The sequence below is a fragment of the Enterococcus mediterraneensis genome (assembly GCF_900604485.1).
Classification (GTDB): Bacteria; Bacillota; Bacilli; order Lactobacillales; family Enterococcaceae; genus Enterococcus_C; species Enterococcus_C mediterraneensis.
The window spans coordinates 1,772,431-1,792,692 of record NZ_UWOP01000001.1 but is presented as its reverse complement, the minus strand read 5'-3'; the positions used below and the strand labels follow the sequence as shown (position 1 = coordinate 1,792,692).

Annotated in this window: 17 protein-coding genes and 1 riboswitch; of the genes, 4 read left to right on the top strand and 13 right to left on the bottom strand. The window is 42.3% G+C overall.

The genetic code is table 11. From position 1 onward, the window contains the following. The first annotated feature begins 181 nt into the window (after positions 1 to 181). Both EFB00_RS08740 and EFB00_RS08735 read left to right on the top strand, forming a co-directional pair. Positions 182 to 1,903, top strand: coding sequence for an ABC transporter ATP-binding protein (locus EFB00_RS08740; protein WP_122646445.1), 1,722 nt, complete (start codon positions 182 to 184; stop codon positions 1,901 to 1,903). Further along, complete coding sequence (locus tag EFB00_RS08735; RefSeq protein ID WP_164709484.1) at positions 1,890 to 3,644, top strand: ABC transporter ATP-binding protein; 1,755 nt, start codon at positions 1,890 to 1,892, stop codon at positions 3,642 to 3,644. The genes EFB00_RS08740 and EFB00_RS08735 overlap by 14 nt, the downstream gene beginning before the upstream one ends. Before the next feature lie 131 nt (positions 3,645 to 3,775). Here the strand turns inward: EFB00_RS08735 and EFB00_RS08730 are convergent, their stop codons facing one another. From EFB00_RS08730 to EFB00_RS08675, 12 genes are all read right to left on the bottom strand, one after another. Beyond that, a complete protein-coding gene (locus tag EFB00_RS08730) occupies positions 3,776 to 4,963 on the bottom strand; it encodes a glycoside hydrolase family 3 N-terminal domain-containing protein (RefSeq protein ID WP_122646443.1) in 1,188 nt (395 codons plus the stop codon). A gap of 155 nt (positions 4,964 to 5,118) precedes the next feature. Continuing rightward, positions 5,119 to 5,649, bottom strand: coding sequence for a folate family ECF transporter S component (locus EFB00_RS08725; RefSeq protein WP_206423470.1), 531 nt, complete (start codon positions 5,647 to 5,649; stop codon positions 5,119 to 5,121). 30 nt (positions 5,650 to 5,679) lie between these two features. Then, positions 5,680 to 5,778: riboswitch (THF riboswitch) on the bottom strand. Between the two features lie 113 nt (positions 5,779 to 5,891). Then, positions 5,892 to 6,644 carry a C39 family peptidase gene (locus tag EFB00_RS08720; protein ID WP_420889762.1) on the bottom strand — a complete coding sequence of 251 codons (753 nt, stop codon included), beginning with the start codon at positions 6,642 to 6,644 and terminating at the stop codon, positions 5,892 to 5,894. 152 nt (positions 6,645 to 6,796) lie between these two features. Continuing rightward, positions 6,797 to 7,417 carry a hypothetical protein gene (locus EFB00_RS08715; RefSeq protein ID WP_122646441.1) on the bottom strand — a complete coding sequence of 207 codons (621 nt, stop codon included), beginning with the start codon at positions 7,415 to 7,417 and terminating at the stop codon, positions 6,797 to 6,799. A 328-nt stretch (positions 7,418 to 7,745) separates the two neighbouring features. Beyond that, a complete protein-coding gene (locus EFB00_RS08710; RefSeq protein ID WP_122646440.1) occupies positions 7,746 to 8,462 on the bottom strand; it encodes an MIP/aquaporin family protein in 717 nt (238 codons plus the stop codon). A gap of 1 nt (position 8,463) precedes the next feature. Continuing rightward, the gene (gene glpO / locus EFB00_RS08705) at positions 8,464 to 10,296 is read right to left on the bottom strand and encodes a type 1 glycerol-3-phosphate oxidase (protein ID WP_122646439.1); all 1,833 of its coding nucleotides are present in this window, start codon (positions 10,294 to 10,296) and stop codon (positions 8,464 to 8,466) included. Positions 10,297 to 10,308: 12 nt separating this feature from the next. After that, entirely contained in the window at positions 10,309 to 11,805 is a 1,497-nt protein-coding gene (gene glpK, locus EFB00_RS08700; protein WP_122646438.1) for a glycerol kinase GlpK, read from the bottom strand. A gap of 147 nt (positions 11,806 to 11,952) precedes the next feature. Continuing rightward, complete coding sequence (locus EFB00_RS08695) at positions 11,953 to 13,422, bottom strand: AcpB/EbpR/MafR family transcriptional regulator (RefSeq protein WP_122646437.1); 1,470 nt, start codon at positions 13,420 to 13,422, stop codon at positions 11,953 to 11,955. After that, entirely contained in the window at positions 13,419 to 14,708 is a 1,290-nt protein-coding gene (locus EFB00_RS08690) for an FAD-dependent oxidoreductase (protein WP_164709452.1), read from the bottom strand. The genes EFB00_RS08695 and EFB00_RS08690 overlap by 4 nt, the downstream gene beginning before the upstream one ends. A 191-nt stretch (positions 14,709 to 14,899) precedes the next feature. Continuing rightward, positions 14,900 to 15,793 (bottom strand): 16S rRNA (adenine(1518)-N(6)/adenine(1519)-N(6))-dimethyltransferase RsmA, encoded by an 894-nt coding sequence (gene rsmA, locus EFB00_RS08685; protein WP_122646435.1) that lies wholly within the window; start codon positions 15,791 to 15,793, stop codon positions 14,900 to 14,902. 11 nt (positions 15,794 to 15,804) lie between these two features. After that, a complete protein-coding gene (gene rnmV / locus EFB00_RS08680; RefSeq protein ID WP_122646434.1) occupies positions 15,805 to 16,407 on the bottom strand; it encodes a ribonuclease M5 in 603 nt (200 codons plus the stop codon). Then, a complete protein-coding gene (locus tag EFB00_RS08675; protein ID WP_122646433.1) occupies positions 16,404 to 17,174 on the bottom strand; it encodes a TatD family hydrolase in 771 nt (256 codons plus the stop codon). Before EFB00_RS08675 ends, rnmV begins: the two co-directional genes overlap by 4 nt. A 270-nt stretch (positions 17,175 to 17,444) precedes the next feature. Here EFB00_RS08675 and EFB00_RS08670 point away from each other — a divergent pair, with 270 nt between their 5' ends. Beyond that, positions 17,445 to 18,044 carry a hypothetical protein gene (locus EFB00_RS08670; RefSeq protein ID WP_122646432.1) on the top strand — a complete coding sequence of 200 codons (600 nt, stop codon included), beginning with the start codon at positions 17,445 to 17,447 and terminating at the stop codon, positions 18,042 to 18,044. A gap of 211 nt (positions 18,045 to 18,255) precedes the next feature. Then, on the top strand, positions 18,256 to 19,206 hold the full coding sequence (locus tag EFB00_RS08665; protein WP_122646431.1) for a metallophosphoesterase: 951 nt from the start codon (positions 18,256 to 18,258) through the stop codon (positions 19,204 to 19,206). A gap of 86 nt (positions 19,207 to 19,292) precedes the next feature. On the opposite strand, the gene EFB00_RS08660 is transcribed toward EFB00_RS08665, so the two are convergent. Beyond that, complete coding sequence (locus EFB00_RS08660; RefSeq protein WP_122646430.1) at positions 19,293 to 20,249, bottom strand: LacI family DNA-binding transcriptional regulator; 957 nt, start codon at positions 20,247 to 20,249, stop codon at positions 19,293 to 19,295. Between the last annotated feature and the right edge of the window lie 13 nt (positions 20,250 to 20,262).

Sequence of the window (20,262 nt, the reverse complement as noted above, 5' to 3'; positions counted from 1 at the left end):
GACGCATTTTGCCAAGCGGTCCTTCAAGTAGTTTTTTGTTTTCCATATTTATTTTGATATTTTTTCCTAGAATGTTTTTTACTATGAAGATCGATCAAGGACTTTCCGCGATCCAAAGACTTTCTTTGCGTTTCTTCTTAGGCTACAATAAATAATAGTTTACAGATAGAAGGAGAATGTCATGATCCAATTACTTTATTATGCGAAAAAATATCGCAAACAAATCATCTTAGGGCCATTTTTCAAATTTTTAGAAGCGGTCTTTGAACTGATCCTTCCTTTACTGATGGCAGCTTTAGTAGATCGCGGGATCCGAATGAATGATCGACAGACAGTTTGGTCCATGACCGGCTGGATGATCTTGATGTCAGTCATCGGATTGATTTGCGCAGTGATCTGCCAATACTACGCTTCGATCGCCTCCCAAGGGTTCGGGACCGAACTTCGCAATCAGATGATGAAAAAAATCAACAGCCTTTCCCACAGCGAACTAAATCGCTTTGGCACCGATACATTGATCACTCGTATGACCAACGATATCAATCAGATGCAGCTGGCTTTGGCGATGCTCATCCGTCTGGTAGTTCGGGCACCGTTTCTCAGCATTGGCGCTGTCATTATGGCGTTTGTCATCGACTGGCAGATCGGGATGATCTTTTTATTCACACTGCCGCTGTTTTGTCTGGTTCTTTTTTGGATCATCAGAAAAACAGTTCCTTTGTATCAACAGGTCCAAAAAAAGGTCGACCAGCTGAATGAATGGATCGCGCAAAATCTCAGTGGTATCCGTGTGATCCGGGCGTTCGTTCAAACAAAAAAAGAAACCGACCGTTTCGATCGATCTGCTGATGAACAGGCTCGTATTTCCGTTAAAGTCACCAATCTTTCCGCTCTTTTGACGCCGGCTACCACGCTGATCATGAATCTTGGTATCCTGCTGGTTTTCTACATTGGTGGTTTCAAAGTCGATACAGGACGTCTAGCGCAAGGGGAAGTTCTGGCGCTGGTCAATTACATGAATCAAATGCTTTTGGCATTGATCGTTGTTTCGAATCTGGTGGTGATCTTTACTCGGGCAGCCGCCTCAGCCGAGCGGATCAATGAAGTTTTAGCAACTGATGCGGTGATCCAAGATCAAAGCGGTTGGACGGGGACTGCCGGAGCACCGGCATCCATCGATTTTGAACAGGTAGATTTTCGTTTTGCCGATTCTTTTGGTTTGGCATTGCAGGATATTTCATTTTCAATCCCTGCCGGCACTACTATTGGGATCACCGGCCCTACTGGCAGCGGAAAGTCGGCCGTTACGCAGTTGATCCCGCGTTTTTATGATGTCGCCGCCGGAGCAGTCAAAGTTGACGGGATCGATGTCAGAGAGTGGCAGTTGTCTGCGTTACGCAAAAAAATCGCATTAGTTCCTCAAACGGCAGTCCTATTTTCTGGAACGATCCGGGAAAACCTGCAATGGGGAAAAGAAAACGCCACCGATGAAGATTGTTGGCGGGCACTCACGATCGCTCAATGCCGAGAATTTGTCGAAGCATTGCCGGATCAGCTGGATACGCCTATTTTCGAAGGCGGGCAAAACTTTTCCGGCGGACAAAAACAACGCTTGACCATTGCCCGGGCATTGATCGCTGAACCAGATATCCTGATTTTAGATGATTCATTGAGCGCGTTAGATTACCAAACAGACCTCAATCTTCGACAAGCCTTAAAAAAAGAACGCAAAAGTACCGTCTTGATCATCTCCCAACGAATCCGTTCCATCCAATCAGCGGATCAGATCCTTGTTTTTGATCAAGGACATCTATTGGCTAAAGGAACCCACGAAGCCTTATTGGAACAGTCCAAAGAGTATCAAGAAATCGTTCATTCACAGGAGGAAAATACCCATGAATAGATTCAACTGGTCGGCGATCCGCCGTTTTCTCCCTTATTTGCTGCATTATCCTGTCGAATTAGTACTCGCCGCTTTATTAGGGATCGTAGCCGGCACGACCACTGTTTATATGACTTATCAAATCGGAGCGGCAGTCGATCGTCTGATTGGCAAAAATGCTGTGGATTTTTCTGATTTTTATAGAATCTTGATGCTTTTTGCTAGTGTGGTAGCACTGACTGTTATCAGTCAATGGCTGATCCAGCGCTTAGGCAATCGTGTGGCCTATCTTTCCGTTGCACAATTGCGCAAAGATGCGTTTGCCAAATTGAACACACTGCCGCTGCGTTTTTATGATCAGACACCCCATGGCGATGTCGTCAGCCGTTTTACCAATGATATGGATACCGTATCCGTCGCTATCGCTGCGGTCTTCAATCAGTTGTTTTCCGGATTGGCGATCGTTGTCGTCGCTTTTGTGGTGATGCTCAATCTGAGTCTTTCATTGACATTGGTGGTCTTGATCGCGACACCGATCATTTTTCTGGTCAATTATTTCGTCACCCGCAGTTCCCAGCATAATTTTGCGCAACAGCAAACTATTGTAGGGGAGATTTCAGGATTTGTCTCTGAAATGATCGGTAATCAGAAAATCGTCAAAGCTTTTCAGCGAGAAGCAGTCAATCAGGAACGCTTTGAGACCATCAACCAAGAATTAAACATCCAAGGTCAAAAAGCGCAGTTTTCTTCTTCTTTGACCAATCCGATCTCTCGGTTTGTCGATCACTTGGCGTATTTGGCTGTGGGTTTTGTAGGCGGCTGGCTGATCTTGACCGGCGATCAGCAGATCACTGTCGGTATGATCTCCAGTTTTACCATCTATTCCAGCCAGTTTACGAAACCATTTATTGAGATCTCCGGGATCACCACTCAGATCCAAACGGCCATGTCAGGTCTTGCCCGCGCTTTTCAACTGATCGATCAATTACCGGAAACACCTGACGCGCCAAACGCTGTTCCGCTTACTACTGTTAAAGGCGCTGTCGCTTTTGATCAGGTCAGCTTCAGCTATGATCCGCGACGCCCTTTGATCGAAGATTTCAGCTTTACTGCGGCTCCCGGCGAGACGATCGCCATCGTAGGCAAAACCGGCGCCGGCAAATCGACTTTAGTCAACCTGCTGATGCGTTTTTACGAAGTGAACAGCGGCAAGATCACTATTGACGGGATCGATATCCGTCATATCAAACGAGACAGCCTCCGCAAAAGTTTCGGAATGGTTTTACAAGATACTTGGCTTTTCGATAGTACTCTGCGGGAAAACCTGCAATACGGCAATGAAAACGCCACTGATGAAGAGATCTACACCGCTTTGAAAAAAACATACATGTACGAATACGTAATGCGCCTGCCGCAAAAATTGGAAACCCCTATCGGCGAAGCCGGCATCAAACTGTCTGATGGACAACGACAACTCCTGACGATCGCCCGTACGATGATCAGCGAGCCGGCGATGCTGATCCTTGATGAAGCTACCAGTTCTGTTGATACATTGACCGAAAAAAATATCCAACAGGCGTTTCTTTCCATGATGGAAGGCCGGACTAGTTTCGTGATCGCTCATCGTTTGTCAACGATCCGTTCTGCGGATCATATCCTCGTGATGGATGCTGGAAAAATCGTCGAACAAGGAACGCACGATGAGTTATTAGCTCAAGAAGGCTATTATGCTCAGCTTTATCACGCACAATTCGAAGAATAGACATTATCTATCCTGTCTATAATCTGATAAAAATTGATCCCAACGATAGCACTTAGGAGTGTCAAGTATCGTTGGGATCATTTTATTTTATAACTATTTTTCGTGGGAGAGTCATTTATTTCATATCTTTTTTACTCTTCCAATAAACCTAAATGGATCTTCCAATCCAAGACTCGCTTAACGGATTGATCTAACGCTTCTTCAGAATAGTTTCCAACTTTGATTGCTTGAAGAACATAAGGAATCTGCTGCTGATACGTTGAGGACAGTACCAAATCATTGCCCGCCTGCAACGCCGCCAGTCCCGCTTCTTCTTGAGAAATAAAATCAGCCAATCCAGCCATATCCATATCATCTGTCATGACGACTCCTTGAAAATGCAATTCATTCCGCAAAAGATCATGGACCGGTTTTGAAATCGATGCCGGCATCTCAGAATCGATACTGGTTACGATATTATGAGAGACCAAAATACTGTCTGCACCTGCTTTTATCCCGGCAATAAATGGTTTAAAATCATTGCCCCGCAACTCCTGCAACGGCCGATCATCGGTAACGATCTCCACGTGTGAATCACGATTGTCGCCATAACCGGGAAAATGTTTGAGGGTGGAGCCGATCTTTGCCTCTTTCATTGCAGTTACCGCTGTCGTTACATAGCGGCTGGTACCTTCTGCGTCCATCCCGATCGTCCGATCGTAAATAAATGATTGAGGATCTGTTGAGACGTCCGCTATAGGATATAATCCGGTTTGGATACCGTACTCTTTGAAAATCGCTGCTTTATTTTGAACATCTTCGGTGACAGCCTGCCAACCGCCTTGAGCATAAAGCTCTTGGGGCGATGGAAAAGGTGCAGCTACTAGATTGCTGTTACGGCTGATCCGGGTTACCGTCCCGCCTTCTTCATCTGCTGCGATCAACAAAGGCAGTTTGCTTGCTTCTTGATAGCTCTTGATTGTCGCTTTCAAGCTGTCCGCTGTTTCATTTTCAGTATCTCGGCCGAATAATAAATAGCCGCCTAAATGATACGTCTGGATATCTTCTATCTGATTGGTTTCCGGTACACGAGCCAGAAACAATTGTCCGACTTTCTCTTCCAACGTCATTGTTTTCAGAATTTTTTCAGCCGGATCTTCTGCCTCTTCCGCCGTGGAAGACTCTGACGTCGAATCGATAGTTCCTGTTGTTTCTGACGTTTTTGTAGATTCAGAAGCATTATTTTTCGTATTATTTGTTTTTCCAAAATTTTGCCAAATCAGATAGCCGCCCCCCACTAAAATGATTCCGATACCTAACATGAGTAATACTCGTCTCATTCCTTTTCCTCCATTCTTTCATTACAGCTATTATGGCATATTTTCTTTTATTTTGTCTTTCTCCAGAAAATTACAGCAAAAAACAGACAAACAGGCGGAAAGCCGGTTTGTCTGTCGGTTAGTTGTTATTCATCTTGGGATGGAGATGAAGGCTTTTAAATAAATTGTTTTATCATACGTTTGAAAGGTACTGCCCGCCCAACGATATAAAGCAATGTCGTTTGGATCGGCAGCATGATCACGACTTTAACCAAACGAACGGACCAAATCGCCCAACTGGTCAATGGTACATTGTACATGATCGACAACCAAATCGGTGTCAAAATAAGACTGATCACGATAGTATTGGTCAATGTGCTTAAAAACGAATTAAGCCAAGTGACTTCCTTTTTATAAAAGAAATATCCGTAAACCAGACCGCCTACAAATGCATTGATCGTGAAACCAATGAAAAACGCACCCTTCGGAAACAACGCCATCCCTATCAGATCGGCTAATGAAGCACCGATCGCTGTCCAAAATGGACCAAAAAACATCGCCATTACTACTTCCGGTACGAATGCAAAAGTGATTCTGACAAATTGGGTCTCAATACCCAAAAACCGTGTCAAAACAACCATCATTGCGACCAAAAGCCCCATAATAGCGATCATACGTGCGTCGACTTTTCTTTTCATAACTAGCATCTCCTTTATAGAGTTGCTACACAAAAAATATGCAGCGAATGCGAAAATAAAACCGCGAACAATTTGTCCTTCGTCCGAAAGGCAACATCCCATCCTTTCAGCACTTAACGCTTTATTTTCTACTCTGTTTTTTATTTAGGCATTTGCCTATCGACAATATAGCATGTAACTAAATTTAAAACAATTGTTATCCCTTGCATTTTTTCAAATTTATTGAAAATTTCACGAAAACGATGATACATCTAAGATTTCTTTTTCAAATACAAGGATTGACTGCCCATTCTTTCGTAAATTTTTTGCAGATCTTCTTTTGCGATCTCCCGGTCTTTATGACCATAAGGATCGTTGACATAGATCGTATCTCCTTTGATACCAGTAATGACAACCGCGTGATTAATAGGACTGACCTCAACTGGTCCAGAAGTAGTTTCCCACACCATAAAGTCTTCGTCTGTCGGCACTTCCAATTCAACCGTTGCTTTGATCCATACCGGTGTCTTTTTAGATACGACAGCCAATACCTCATCAAATGTTCGCTTGGTACTTGCCTCGACTTGGTAATCTACGGCTATTTGTTTCGCGACTTTTGCGATAGGTTCGACGGCAACGCCCATCGCCCAGTCACCGCCGGCTATCTCACCAACGAAACCATCATGAGGATTGCCGTGATATGTATTATCAACGTACACCGGTACATAATCCAGTTTTTCCGCCAATTGATTCTTGGTCGTATCATAACCATAATAACGCAACAGCATCGAAAGCGCGGTAACTTCACACCCATTTCCTAATGCCGGTTCATCAAATTGGTTTTCTAAAGGAACGTCCATCCGTACATTTTGTATCTTCTTCTCCGGTTTTGCCGCTTTAGAAGAGCTGGTATCTTGTGGCGGCTGATCATTCTCATCTAAATTCGGCTGAGCTAATACGAGCATAAACATCAAAAACAGCAAGACGCCTCCTATCAGCGCTAAAACCAAACTATTTTTTTTCAGGATCATCATCTTCCTCACTTACATTTTACCAACGAACCTTCTATTTCCCTTTTTTGGTTAAAAAAAAGAATACCTTAAAACCAATTGGATTTCAAGGCATTCTCCCCTTCTATAAAAATGTTGAAGTGGTTTTATAGAAATTACTTTCTTCTTTAAGCCGCCGTTCTTGGAGCTCCAGAGATCGTTTTTTCTTGTTTGGCTTTCACAAAAACAGGCAATTCGAAATGTTTGCTGAGCGTACCGGCTACAAAATAGGCGATAGAGTAGTCTACCAAACTGTGTATCAATCCGCCTACACCTAACAAGACAAAGAAGAAATAAAACGCTCCTCCTTCAATCGAGCTTGCTGGTACATTGCCTACAAAATTGAAGGCCATTACTACCAGCATTTCAACGACTGCATGTAATACTCCAATCAGGAAATTAAATGTTTGGAAACGCAAATTGAATAAAGTAAACTTGCCGTTTTGCAAAACTAAACCGGGATGTCTTTGTAAATACATTGCTCCAATCACCGCAAAGATCAAATGGCTGAATGCACGCAGCGCGATCACTACTGGAAGACCGGTGACCAAAAAACCAAACGTTGTACCTAACGCCACGGCAACTGCCATACCTGGTGAAAAGAACATTGCGATAAATAAGGGCACATGACTTGCTAATGTAAATGAAGCGGGTCCGATCACGATTTTCGGCATTACCATCGGGATAATGATTCCCAACCCAATCAACAATGCACTAATTGTCAGCTGACGTACAGAATTCTTTTTCATTATTTTCCTCCTAGAAGGTGTCAAAATTAGTGTCAAGACACCTAAGTTGCATTTATTGTAATGGGAATCCTTGTATGTGTCAAGACACTTATTTCGATAAATTGAAAATCGAATGAAATATTTCATCCAACGTTTTTTCTGTACCGATTATTCGCTGTCCTTTTGACGCTAGCTGTTTGCACTTTATTCTAAAAAAATCTAAAACTCTGAGCTGCAAACAACGACAAAAAAAGATATCCAAATGCTTGGACACTTGTGCTTACTGCAAATAGCAGAAAGGATAGCATCCAGCATTCAGATATCTTTTATTATTCAAAATTATAAATGATCAGACCATCAAATTATAGACACCTACAGCAATGATTCCGCCGATGATAGGTCCTACAACTGGTACCCAAGAATATGCCCAATCAGAACCGCCTTTATTAGCGATCGGTAAAATGGCGTGAGCGATCCGCGGACCTAAGTCACGGGCAGGGTTGATAGCATATCCGGTAGGACCTCCTAATGAAAGACCAATAGCCAAGATCAATGCACCGACTGCAAAAACGTTTGTGCCAGCCGCAAAATCGTTTTGAGTAAATGCTAATAACCCTAAAACCAAGACAAAAGTACCGATTGCTTCAGTGACCAAATTGGCTGTATAGTTGCGAATCGCTGGACCTGTCGCAAATGTTCCTAAGATCGCACCATCATCTTCAGTGGCTGCCCAATGAGGAAGATACGCTAACCATACCAAGACTGCACCGACGATGGCTCCCAGCATTTGAGCTAAAATAAATGGAACCACTAGACTGCCGCTGATTGCCCCAGTCATCGCCATCGCGATGGTCACTGCCGGATTCAAATGAGCGGGTCCCATAAATCCAGAGATATAAACCCCCATTGTCACGGCCATCGCCCAACCAAGCGCGATCACGATCCAACCGGATGCTTGTGCTTTACTCTTATTTAGATTGACAGCAGCACAAACACCGTCCCCTAATAAAATCAAAATCAACGTTCCAATAAACTCCCCAGCAATCTGGGTCATATCACCGCTCATATCATCGTGCCTCCTCTTTTAAATTTTTTAAATCTGATTCTGCAATGACTTCTTCCAATTCACTCGCTTGTTTCGCTTTTTCTTCTTCTGACCAGTCGAAATAATCAGCGATTGCATCAAGTACCGGCTGTTTGATTTGATCCAGACTGTCTCGTTCGAACAACATATGATTCGTGCGGCGGACAAGGTAATCAGCAGGCGTCAAAACCATTTCTTCTTCTAACCCATAACGCAAACGGGCAGATTCAGCCAATGATAAACCTGGGTAAGCTTCGATCGTTTTCGCCAATTCGAATATCTTCAATGAATTGGTTCCATAAAAGTCCGCGATATACGCAGCTTCTTCTTTTGTCAGTCCGGCTTCGATCCCGATCTGAGCATTTTTTTCCACAGTTTCTTCGACTTTTGTCGGGTCAAAGTCACCACCGGAAATCGAATAAGTTTTAGAATCGATTTCCTTGACTGTCATTTGGTATTCGTCTGCTAGCAATTGACGGATCAATTTCAATGCGCCTTCTGCCATCTTGCGATAGTCGGTGATTTTCCCGCCAGAAAGTGTGATCAAGCCGTCTTCTTCACGGACCAATGAGCTTCCTCGGGAAACTTGTGAAGGAGAAAGTTCTTTTTCTCCGCGACTGGTTTCCAAATGGTTCAGTACATCTTCTACTTGTTCACGAGATACTTTGTTTTCTTTGTATTCACTGACTGTTTCAATGACTTTTTTGAAGCTTTCATCAGAGATCGTCCCATTATCGCCGCCGTTGTAATCTGAACCGGCGTTTCCTACCAACAGTGGACGCAAACCAGCCCAGCTGGCTTCAATGTCATCTAATGTGATGTGGGCATCTGGATAACGATGGTTGATGACTTCTAATAAGTAATCGACATCTTCTTGAGTCACTTTTGGATCAGTAAAATCTCCTTGGAAATCTGTATCCGTTGTGCCAAAGTACGTTTTGTTTTCTCTTGGGATTGCGAAGACCATCCGGCCATCGTGTTTGCCAGTATCAAAATATGTTGGTTGCGGTACAGATAATTTTTTCGCGTCTACTACCAGATGGATCCCTTTTGTAGGGCGCATTTTAGGAACTACAGCCCGTTTGAAATTCAAATTACGAACTTTATCCACCCATGGACCGCTGGTATTGATCACTAATTTTGCTTTGATCTCGATGGTTTCGCCAGTCAATAAGTCGCGGGCTTTTACACCAACGATTTTATCCCCTTCGTATAAGAAGCCGACTGCTTTTATTTTGCTGACAGCACTGGCGCCGTCTGCTACTGCTTTTTTGATATTATCGATCACCAGTCTCGCATCGTTATTGCGAAAATCCAGATAAACACCGGCTCCTTGCAAACCTTCTTTTTTGATATGAGGTTCGCGGGCGATAACTTCTTCAGGCGTCAGGGTGTAATTTTCGAATTTTGTTCCTTTTACTTTTGCCAGTTGGTCATAAAGATCCATGGCAACCTTAACGGAAAACATCGTAAAGGTAGTCGGTCCTTCATCGTTATAGATCGGCAGCAGCATCGGATCCGGTTTAGGGATATGCGGAGCGATTTGTTGAACCACTGCCCGTTCGCCAACAGTATCCGCTACTACTTCGACATCAAAGGTTTTGAGATATCGGATCCCGCCATGGACTAATTTCGTAGAGCGTGAAGATGTTCCTTCAGCAAAATCCTGCATTTCGATCAAACCGGTTTTTATTCCTGAAGCTGCGGCTTGGACTGCTACCCCAGCGCCGGTGATCCCGCCGCCGATGATCAATAGATCCAGATCCTTTTGTAGATTTTGAATCATTTCTTGACGTGTTTGTTTTGAAAATGCCATTATGCTCTCCCCTTATTCAAACATTTGTGTCGCTTTGACCGCTTTTTTCCAGCCGTTATACAGTTTTTCTCGTTGTTCGTCTTCCATTTTCGCTTCAAACATCTTGCCGGCTTCATAGAATTCTCTGATTTCATCAGTATCTTTCCAATAGCCGACTGCTAAGCCTGCTAAAAAGGCTGCGCCTAATGCGGTCGTTTCTAGATTCTCTGCTCGTTGGATCGGTACATTCAAGATATCTGATTGGAATTGCATCAGGTATTCATTGTTTGCCGCACCGCCATCAACTTTCAAAACAGGAATCTTAATACCGGTATCATCTTGCATCGTATCAACGATATCTCTTACTTGATAAGCGATGGATTGCAAGGTAGCTTTGATGATATCTTCTTTTGTGGTGCCGCGTGTCAGACCAAACATTGCACCTCTTGCTTTTTGATCCCAATATGGTGCACCCAGACCTACGAAAGCCGGTACCACGTAAACTTCATCATCATTTGTAGAACGGCGAGCCGCATCTTCAGAATCACTGGATTTTTCCAACATCTGCAAACCGTCTCGCAACCATTGAATAGAAGAGCCGGCTACAAAGATCGAGCCTTCCAACGCGTAATAGATTTTGCCGTTGATTCCATACCCAATGGTGGTCAATAGGTTGTTTTTAGAGATCTGTGGTTTTTCACCTGTATTCATGACGATAAATGAACCGGTACCATACGTATTTTTTACCATACCTGGTTCAAAGGCCATTTGACCGAATAAAGCTGCTTGCTGGTCTCCTGCCATTCCAGAGATCGGTACTTCGCTGCCATAGAAATGATAGCCTTGAGTGTAGCCGTAAACTTCCGAGTTTGAAGCGACTTTCGGCAACATCGCCCGAGGAATATTCAATAATTTCAAGATCTCGTCGTCCCAATCCAGTTCGTTGATATTAAAGAGCATCGTCCGACTGGCATTGGAATAATCTGTCACGTGGGCTTGGCCGTCTGTCAATTTCCAAACTAACCACGTATCGATCGTCCCGAAAAGCAATTCGCCTTTTTCTGCCCGTTCTTGTGCACCTTCTACATGATCCAAGATCCAACGAATCTTCGTGGCAGAAAAATAAGCATCGATCACTAAACCGGTCTTGGTATGAAAGAATTCTTCATAACCGTCTTCTTTCAATTGATCCGCGATCGCAGCCGATTGTCTTGATTGCCAAACCACTGCATGATAAATTGGCCGTCCAGTATCTTTCTCCCAGACGATGGTTGTTTCACGTTGGTTGGTGATCCCGATCCCTTCAATCTGATCAGGTTTGATCCCTGATTCGATAAACGCTCCGGCTATCACTGATTGCACGGAATTCCAAATTTCGTTGGCATCATGTTCCACCCACCCGTCTTGCGGAAAATACTGAGTGAATTCTTTTTGAGAACTGCCAACGTGCTGTCCTTTTTTATCAAAGATAATCGCACGCGAGCTGGTCGTCCCCTGATCGATGGCCATAATAAACTTACTTTCTTTCATTCCATTTGCCTCCTTAAGTAATCGCTTTCTTTTTATAATTCCATTGTACTATTTTTTTCGACAAAGAACCGTCAAAAAGTTTTGTAAGAGCTGTCATTTTTGACAGTTTTTCAATTAAAACGGATAAGAACAAGCTTCTTATCCGTTTTAATTTTTTTCTTTTTTCATTTTTTCGATGATTTTTCTAAGTTCTCGAACATCATACTCAGTTTCGAATTCTGATAAATAATACATCTTCTCATCCGTTTCATCTGCGCTGTTTGCCGCACGGATGATCAGATCATAGGGCCTTTCTTCTTGGTATATTTCTACGTGAACACCACTGATTCCTTGTAGCTCAGTCAATAAAAACTGTTGAAAAGGAATCCGATACACTGGCAGACTGCGTAAATCAATACCGACAGATACTGTTTTTGCGATATAAAAATCGATCATTGCTAAGATACTCATGTAATTTATCAGCAAATAGTCATGCAAGGTATTTTCAGGAGCATACACTTCTCCCAACTGCCGCAAACCAATATGCTGCAATTCTTTTGCCAGGATATATAACGTTGGGCTCAACAATTTCTTTTGTTGTTCCAATAGTTGCTGACGATCATAAAATTCGATTTTGCCCTGATAAAAGTACAGTTTATTATCGATCAGCGCTAATTGATAACCGACAGACTTTTCTTCTTCGATCGACAAGCGGCGCGGGCGATAATGCAGCAGCATCGTTTCACGAATGTAGACATCCAGCAGGGCTGGCGGCAATTTTTTACTGCGAGTTAAATCATAGTGATAGAAGGTTTCTTCATTTAAAACGGAAAAAGAAACTAAGAAACTGTAAAACATCAGCGGCTCATATTGATTCGTCTCTACTGATGTACGGCTGAAATAAAAAGTGATCAAATGCGCCGCTTTTTTGTAAAGCGGATCGTCTTTGAAAGACATATAGATTATTTTCGTCCGAGAATATTTTGTTTTTTCTGCTAACAACCTTTTTTTCGTGATTCCCAACCAGCAGGCGATCTTTTTCTTACCTGCTTTTGTGACTTTCGTTTGGATAACTCGTTCCAATGCTCTGATGAAGCCTTCTGTTTCAGTAGTGATCTTCAAGTAATCCGGTAATTGCCGATCAGCGAAAAATGAGTATAACTGGTAATAAAAGTAACGTACCTGCAGTTCTTCTCCTTGAAAGCGACCGTTTTTGATTTGCAGATCAAACTCTTTCAATGAAGTATTCAATTCTTTGATCTTGCGAAAAATAGAAGATTCACTGGTAGCAAATTGATTCGCTAACTGCACGATGGAAAACTTACGATGGACCAGCAAAAATTCCAATAATTGGAATTTCAGACTTTCTTGCAAGAAAGTACTAATGATCTCGAAAAGGTTAAGGTCTGCCGCCATTTCCAGTACCAATTCTTCCCCTTCAATGAACACTCGTAAATTTTTTTCTAACGATTTTGCCTGCTCGTTCAGCTCACCGATATATTGATTGAAAGATGGTCTCGCCAATTCTACATGGTTGCACAACCCAGTAATAGACAAGCGGCCATTGTTCAGTATTAACTGCTTTAAAATCTCTAGCTGAATCTGTTCACGTTTTTCAAGTAATTGTTCTATTTTCATAATTGCTCGCCTAACTTTGTAAAGATCGTTTCCGGGAATCGGAATTCTGGATGGAAAAAGAGTTCCTGAGTGGATAACTGTGTTCTCGTCAACTTACCAGTGATTGCTTGCGAACAGCCATTGAGCCAATCAAACACAGAGCCCTGTGATAGTAATTGCGCACCGATGATCTGATCTGTATCCTGATCAAACAGCAACTTGGCCTTTAGTTTTACAGAAGGACGGATCGCAGTCAGCGGTGCTTCTACAACCACTGTGTAGAAACTTCCAGGATAAAAGATTCCTTCAGTTTCTGTCAGACCAGTACTACCGATATAATACCCAAAAATCTGATTGCCGATGGTTCGGAGGGTCCCTTTATCTTTTGTGGTATTTCCTAAAATGTTTTCCGCGACGATCTCCGCTGTTCTCATCGCATTGTTGACTAATGAGACATACATTTTTTCGCCAGTTGGTTTGAAGCTGACTTGAATAGCATCACCCACTGCATAAACATCTTTGACCGATGTCTCCAAATGCTCATCCACCCAGATGGTATCATCATCATTCAAACGCAAAGTATCTTGCCAGATATGATTATCCGGTCGCGTACTGTTAGCCAAAATCAATGCGTCAAACTCGTGTGCTCCTCCATCAGCCTGGTGTAAGATGACATTTTTCTCTTCTGTTATCCCAGTGATCATCGTATTCAGATGTAAATGGACTCCACGTTTTTGCATTGTTTCAACTATCGGTAAACTCATCTCTTCATCTAAATAACGATATAAAATCGACGGCTGGCTTTCAAAAAGATGAACTTCTTTTTGTTTTAAAACTAATCCTTCTGCCAATTCAAGACCTACTTGACCGGCACCAATGATCGCGATTTTTTGCAACTGGGGCAGAGCCTTCAGCAATTCATCCGCGTCTTTTCTTGATTTGATAGAATAAACCTGTGTGGGTTTTTCTTTGAGATAACGAGAAGACTGTCCCGACCCGGTAGCGACCACTAACTTGTCAAAAGTGATCGTTTGCCCGTCGGCTAATTTTATTTCCTGTTCTCCTGTCATACCGGTACAAAAGCCGCAGATCAAGCGGATATCGTTTTCTTCTAATTGTTTGGGGTCGATCCAATTCACTTCTGTCAATGATGTTGCTTTTTCTTGCAGCAGCAGACTCACACTTCCTGGTATGAAACCCACTTCGTCTTTTTCAATTAGAAGAATCTCCGCCTGCGGATCTTTTCTTCTGATTTGAAACGCCGTATGGATCCCGGCAAATGAAGCTCCAACAATAACAATACGCATCATGATTCCTCTTTCTATCCGTTTGATTATAGAGTAACATGAGGCTTGAAAAGTTACAAAAATAGACAAAAAATATCCCCTCGTCAGCGAACAAGCCTTATTGTGATATGCAATAAGAACCTGCCATAATTGGCAAACTCGCAAACGTTGGGATATTTTGCTACATTCATACTTCAACTGCTCTCAGGAGCTTATTCACCCGCAACCCGATAGTTTTCCATCGCGTTGCTTAAACGGGCGAATTCCTCTAATGACAGCGTTTCTCCACGGCGTTTTGGATCGATTTCTGCTTCTTTCAAGCTGTCATTCAGCCATTGACGCGTCGCTTCATCTTTGCCATAACTGTGGAGCAGATTGTTCCATAATGTTTTCCGGCGCAATTGAAAAGCCGCTCGGGTCAATTTGAAAAATTCTTTTTCATTTGAAACCGTAACAGCAGGAACTTCACGCCGAGTCAGCTTCAAAATCGCCGAATCGACATTCGGTTGAGGAACAAAGACCGTCTTCGGTACGATAAAGGCTAATTTTGCTTCCATAAAATATTGGACCGCAATGGACAATGAACCATACGCTTTGGTCCCTGGTTTTGCGGAGATCCGGTCAGCGACTTCTTTTTGCATCATGACTACCATTTCCGCTACCGGCAGATCAGATTCTAAAAAGTGCATCATGATCGGAGTCGTAATGTAATAAGGCAAGTTCGCTACGACTTTCAACGGGCGTTCTTGCTTAAAATGCTGCGCAACGGTTTTCTTCAAGTCCGCCTTTAAGACATCTTGATGGACGATTTCAATATTGGAATAATCTTGCAAAGTATCTTGCAAGACCGGGATCAGGCGGTCATCGATCTCAAAGGCTAATACTTCGGCCGCGTGCTGCGCCAACTGTTCTGTCAAAGCACCGATCCCCGGTCCCACCTCGATCACATTGGTGTCTTGATCGATTTCAGCAGTTTCCACGATTTTTCGTAAAATATTCGGTTCAGTCAAAAAGTTTTGTCCTAAACTTTTTTTGAATGTAAAGCCATGCTTGGCTAAAATCTCTTTGGTTTTTGAAGGAGTCGCAATATCTCGAGTATCTTTCACAAAGATTCTTCCTACCTTTCTTTTTGAACACTGTCATAGTGAAGAGATTCGGACAGCGGCAGCTCGATTTTTTCCATCGCTGCGATGAATTCTTCTTCTGTAATGCGGAACATCGCCAAGCGCTTTTCTAATTGCTTGCTGTTGGTGTAGCCGATCCGCAATTCGTCTCCCAGCTTTTCCCGCTTAGTTTTGGCGTTGGCTCCCGCTATTAAACCATATTCCATCAGCAGTTGTCTACTGATTTTCGGGGTATCTTCTCTTACCGGTGTTACGACTTTCGCTAATGCTTGCAGGATTGCTTCATCGCTCGCATGTTCTACCCCTAAGCTTGAGCCTCTTTTTTGGGGAGCCGCTTGTTTTCGCGGCAGAAAGGCGTGTTTCGCGTCAGGAACATATTCCATGATTTTCTTTCGGATCTTTTCTCCTGAAAAATCGGGATCAGTAAAAACGATCACACCTCTTGTTTCCTGCGCTAATTCGATTTGTTCCAAGATATCTTCATTGATCGCTGAACCGATCGTTTCGATCGTATCGGCCTCAACAACTTCTTGGATTCTGCGGGTGTCATCTTTGCCTTCAACGACGATGATTTCTTCAATCTTCAATTTGCTCATTGTTCGATCCTAAAGAGCCGATGGGCGTTTTCTCGCGTTTGTTCCGCGATCGTTTCAAACGGCAGTTGCCGCAAGTCGGCAATTTTTTCTACGACATAGCGGGTATAGCCAGGCTCATTGCGTTTGCCGCGATAAGGGACCGGTGCTAGATATGGTGCGTCTGTTTCTACTAATAATTTATCCAACGGTACATGAGTCGCAACATCTTGAACATCAGCAGCTTTTTTAAAGGTCACGACACCACTGAAGGAAATATGCATCCCTAGATCCAAAAAGCGCTGTGCCCATTCCCAGTCACCGCTGTAACTGTGCATGATCCCGCCGATATCCCGGACATCTTCTTCCTTTAAAATTTGATAAGTATCTTCGATCGCGTCTCGCATATGGATGCTGATAGGCAGATTCATTTCTTTGGCGATCGCGATCTGACGACGGAAAACTTTAGCTTGGACTTCTTTTGGATCTTCCATCCAATAATAATCCAGTCCGATCTCCCCTAACGCCACCACTTTTGGTAACGTCAGCTGTTGTTGTAATTTTTCTTCGATTTCTTTCGTATAGCTGCCAGCTTCAGTGGGATGCCAGCCAATGATACTGTAAATATCATCATAGGTCTTGCTGAGCTGCAAACTTTTTTCGATCGTCGGTGTGTCAAATCCAACTACCGCCATTTCTGTTACACCTAGTTCTTTGGCACGGGCGATCGTTTCAGGAATATCATCATTAAATTGTTCTGCATTCAAATGAGTATGAGAATCAAAAATCATCTCGACTCCTCCTTTTTCTTAACTTTAGCATATTTTGAAAAAAATAAACATACGGCACACTCGTACATTATACGTGACTCCAATAATTTTACCTTAAGATTGCAATAGAATTTCATGACCTCTCTCAACAAAATACTAATAGGAAAAAACTGGAGATACTATTGCTTTTAATTGAGCATGCCAATGAACAAAAAATATCCGTCTAAAGTTGGATGTTTCTCAACGTAACAGAGCGTATACTATTGATTGTACAATGAAGGAGGCTCGTATATGAACCATTTTGAGCGGGAATTTCCCCAAGCGGCGGATTGGCTGCGAAAACAGCAGCATGCTAATGGTAATGCCACATCATCTGATATATCTCGCCTGCACTGGTTATTATTAGGTATTTTTGGTCTGTTGGTTATCGCTTCATTTCCTCAACAGCTTTTACTTCTATTTTTATTGATGGGTCTAGCGGCCATAATCAAAGGCCCGGCAATGCTGATCTATGGTGCGATCTATTCCTTTTTAGTGGGACTTTTTCCGCCTTTAGGGATCATTTTATCAGCGCTGTTCTTTTTGATCTCTATCAAGCAGATCACTCGGAATTGGCGTTTCGGTCTGACAGCCAGCTTTTTTTATCTGTATCCGCTAGGGATAACTGCATTCAAACACTTTACAACATGGGATTCCTTTTGGGTAATGGCTTTACTGACCGGCGTCGGCATCATCGGGAGCCACTATTTATTGGTTTGGCTGTACAAGTATTACGGCAACGGCCGCTCGGTAGCATGGTCTTTACTAATAGTTCCTTATGATTGCCTGATGTTTTTCGTCCCTTCCAAAAAGAAAAAAAGTGTTCCTTTTAAGAAACGTTGGAAATACTAATTGTTTAGATGAGATTTTTCGTAAAGAAAAATTTCATCTTTTTTTCATTCCTGTTATTTCACAAAAAGCCTGCCCACAGATGACCATAAAAAGAAATGATTCTCTGTTTTTTTCAAGTATTTCAGATAAAAATTTCAATAGAAGTCCGATTGCTTTTTTTGCTGTTATCCTCTATTCTATACTTTAGCAAATCAATAAAGGAGACCCATACATGCTGATTCTTTTAGGGATTTTAGCGTTGATTTTAGGGATCGTTTTTTATGCGTTCATCATTGAACCGCGCCGTTTGAAAGTCAAGCACTATCTTATTCGGAAAAATAAAAAACGTGTCTTGGATATTTCCAAAGCTGACGATTTGTTTTCATTGGAATCAGATGTCGTCATCGCACATCTTAGTGATCTGCACTTTTCCCGCTGGTTCAAACCGCGGCGTATCAATAAAATCATTCGTTCGACCCTCACAACCAAACCTGATTTGATCGTTTTTACCGGAGATTTGCTGGAAGATTATCAGCATTGGCCGGTCAAACAAACGACTAAACTCATTGAAAAATTATCAAATTTAAAAGCCCCGTTAGGAAAAATAGCGATTCTCGGCAATCATGATTATCGCAGCGGTGGGAAGTATTTCGTAATGGAAGTATTGAAAGAAGCCGGTTTTACTATACTTACCAATGAATCCGTCTTTGGTTCCGATGAAAAAGTATCTCTAGCGATCGTTGGGATCGATGATGCTTCTTCAGGTCATCCAAAGTACAATTATGAACGTACATTGGCGGAATGGCATTTGATGCTTTTGCATCAACCTGATTACATTGATCAAGTCCAAAATCTGGAGCTTTATGATTTGATCCTTTCCGGACACAGCCACGGCGGACAGATCCTCCCGCCTTTTTATCAAGCAAAAGTTACTGGCGCCAAACGTTATATCGAAAATCTTTACCTACCAACTAAAAATACCCTTTTATCGGTAAGTACTGGGATCGGCACCTCGTCTATTCCTGCTCGTTTCCGTGTACCGCCAGAGATCATCTATTATCATTTATCTAATAAAAAAGAAGCTTTTAAAACAGATTTTTCTGAATTCAAAAAGACAACCAGTATCGTAAAAACTTATTCTCCCGAACCAAAAGAACAAGCGATACAAATCGTCAAAGACTGATACTTGCAACAATAAAAAAGCATTTCCCATAACCGAGGATGACACCGGATTGGAAAATGCTTTTTTTGTTGGGTATCTACTTATTTTTATGGAAATGAATTTCCAGCAATGAACGTCGTATAGATCTGTTCATCCTCTATTTCTTCATTGTTGATCAACTGGATAATCTTTTCGGCAGCTACCATTCCCCATCGATGTTTGGAGTAAGAAATCGTAGCTAACTTAGGTTGTAAAAATTGTCCAATCTCAATATTATCAAAACCAATGATTCGGACATCTTTGCCAATAGATAAATCTGTTTTTTGAAAATACTTATACAGCCCTACTGCCATTTCATCATTAAAAGAAAAAATATCAATTGGCAATTCAGGATTCTTTTGAAGAATTTCTTCGGCAGCTTGATATCCTGAAGATTCAGTGAAATCGCCTTTTAGAATATCGTATGCTATACCAAAACGTTCTAATTCTTTGACGCTGGCTTCCAAACGTTTTTCACTATCGTATCCTGATGGACCTGTTAGCATAAATACTTTTTTGCTGTCTGAACCAGCTATTTTTTCAATCGCTAGTGTCGCACCACCCTTATTGTCTAATAAGACTTTACGAATATTTTCATGTTGGATTTCACGGTCGAGAACAACTAATGAATGTCCTCGCTTTGCAAAATTAGTAATTTCTTCGGATTTGAATGTCCAATCAAGAATGATCGCCCCATCTATCATTCGTTCAGGAATAAAAAGATGCGATTTCTGTCCGCTGCAAACGATCATCTCGTAATCATAGACTGCCAGACCTCGTTTTATCCCTTCCAATAATTCACCGTAAAAACTACCGCCATAATCCGCCAAGAATACACCAATGATTTTGGTTTTTTGTCTTTTTAGTGTTCGAGCTGCCATGTTGGGAACATAGTTCAGTTCTTTTGCAATAGTCATTATTTTCTTTCTTGTTTCTTCTGTTACTTTAGGGCTGCCATTCAATGCATAAGAAACAGTTGAAATAGAAACGCCCGCTGCTTTTGCTATATCTTTGATCCCTACCACCCGATCACATCTC

Coding starts and splice junctions, on each gene's coding strand:
- EFB00_RS08670 (WP_122646432.1), top strand. CDS start 17,445: ATGAACCATTTTGAGCGGGAATTTCCCCAAGCGGCGGATTGGCTGCGA.
- glpK (WP_122646438.1), bottom strand. CDS start 11,805: ATGAAAGAAAGTAAGTTTATTATGGCCATCGATCAGGGGACGACCAGC.
- EFB00_RS08675 (WP_122646433.1), bottom strand. CDS start 17,174: ATGATTTTTGATTCTCATACTCATTTGAATGCAGAACAATTTAATGAT.
- EFB00_RS08695 (WP_122646437.1), bottom strand. CDS start 13,422: ATGAAAATAGAACAATTACTTGAAAAACGTGAACAGATTCAGCTAGAG.
- EFB00_RS08740 (WP_122646445.1), top strand. CDS start 182: ATGATCCAATTACTTTATTATGCGAAAAAATATCGCAAACAAATCATC.
- EFB00_RS08710 (WP_122646440.1), bottom strand. CDS start 8,462: ATGAGCGGTGATATGACCCAGATTGCTGGGGAGTTTATTGGAACGTTG.
- EFB00_RS08730 (WP_122646443.1), bottom strand. CDS start 4,963: ATGAGACGAGTATTACTCATGTTAGGTATCGGAATCATTTTAGTGGGG.
- EFB00_RS08665 (WP_122646431.1), top strand. CDS start 18,256: ATGCTGATTCTTTTAGGGATTTTAGCGTTGATTTTAGGGATCGTTTTT.
- EFB00_RS08715 (WP_122646441.1), bottom strand. CDS start 7,417: ATGAAAAAGAATTCTGTACGTCAGCTGACAATTAGTGCATTGTTGATT.
- EFB00_RS08690 (WP_164709452.1), bottom strand. CDS start 14,708: ATGCGTATTGTTATTGTTGGAGCTTCATTTGCCGGGATCCATACGGCG.
- rnmV (WP_122646434.1), bottom strand. CDS start 16,407: ATGAGCAAATTGAAGATTGAAGAAATCATCGTCGTTGAAGGCAAAGAT.
- EFB00_RS08725 (WP_206423470.1), bottom strand. CDS start 5,649: ATGCTAGTTATGAAAAGAAAAGTCGACGCACGTATGATCGCTATTATG.
- glpO (WP_122646439.1), bottom strand. CDS start 10,296: ATGGCATTTTCAAAACAAACACGTCAAGAAATGATTCAAAATCTACAA.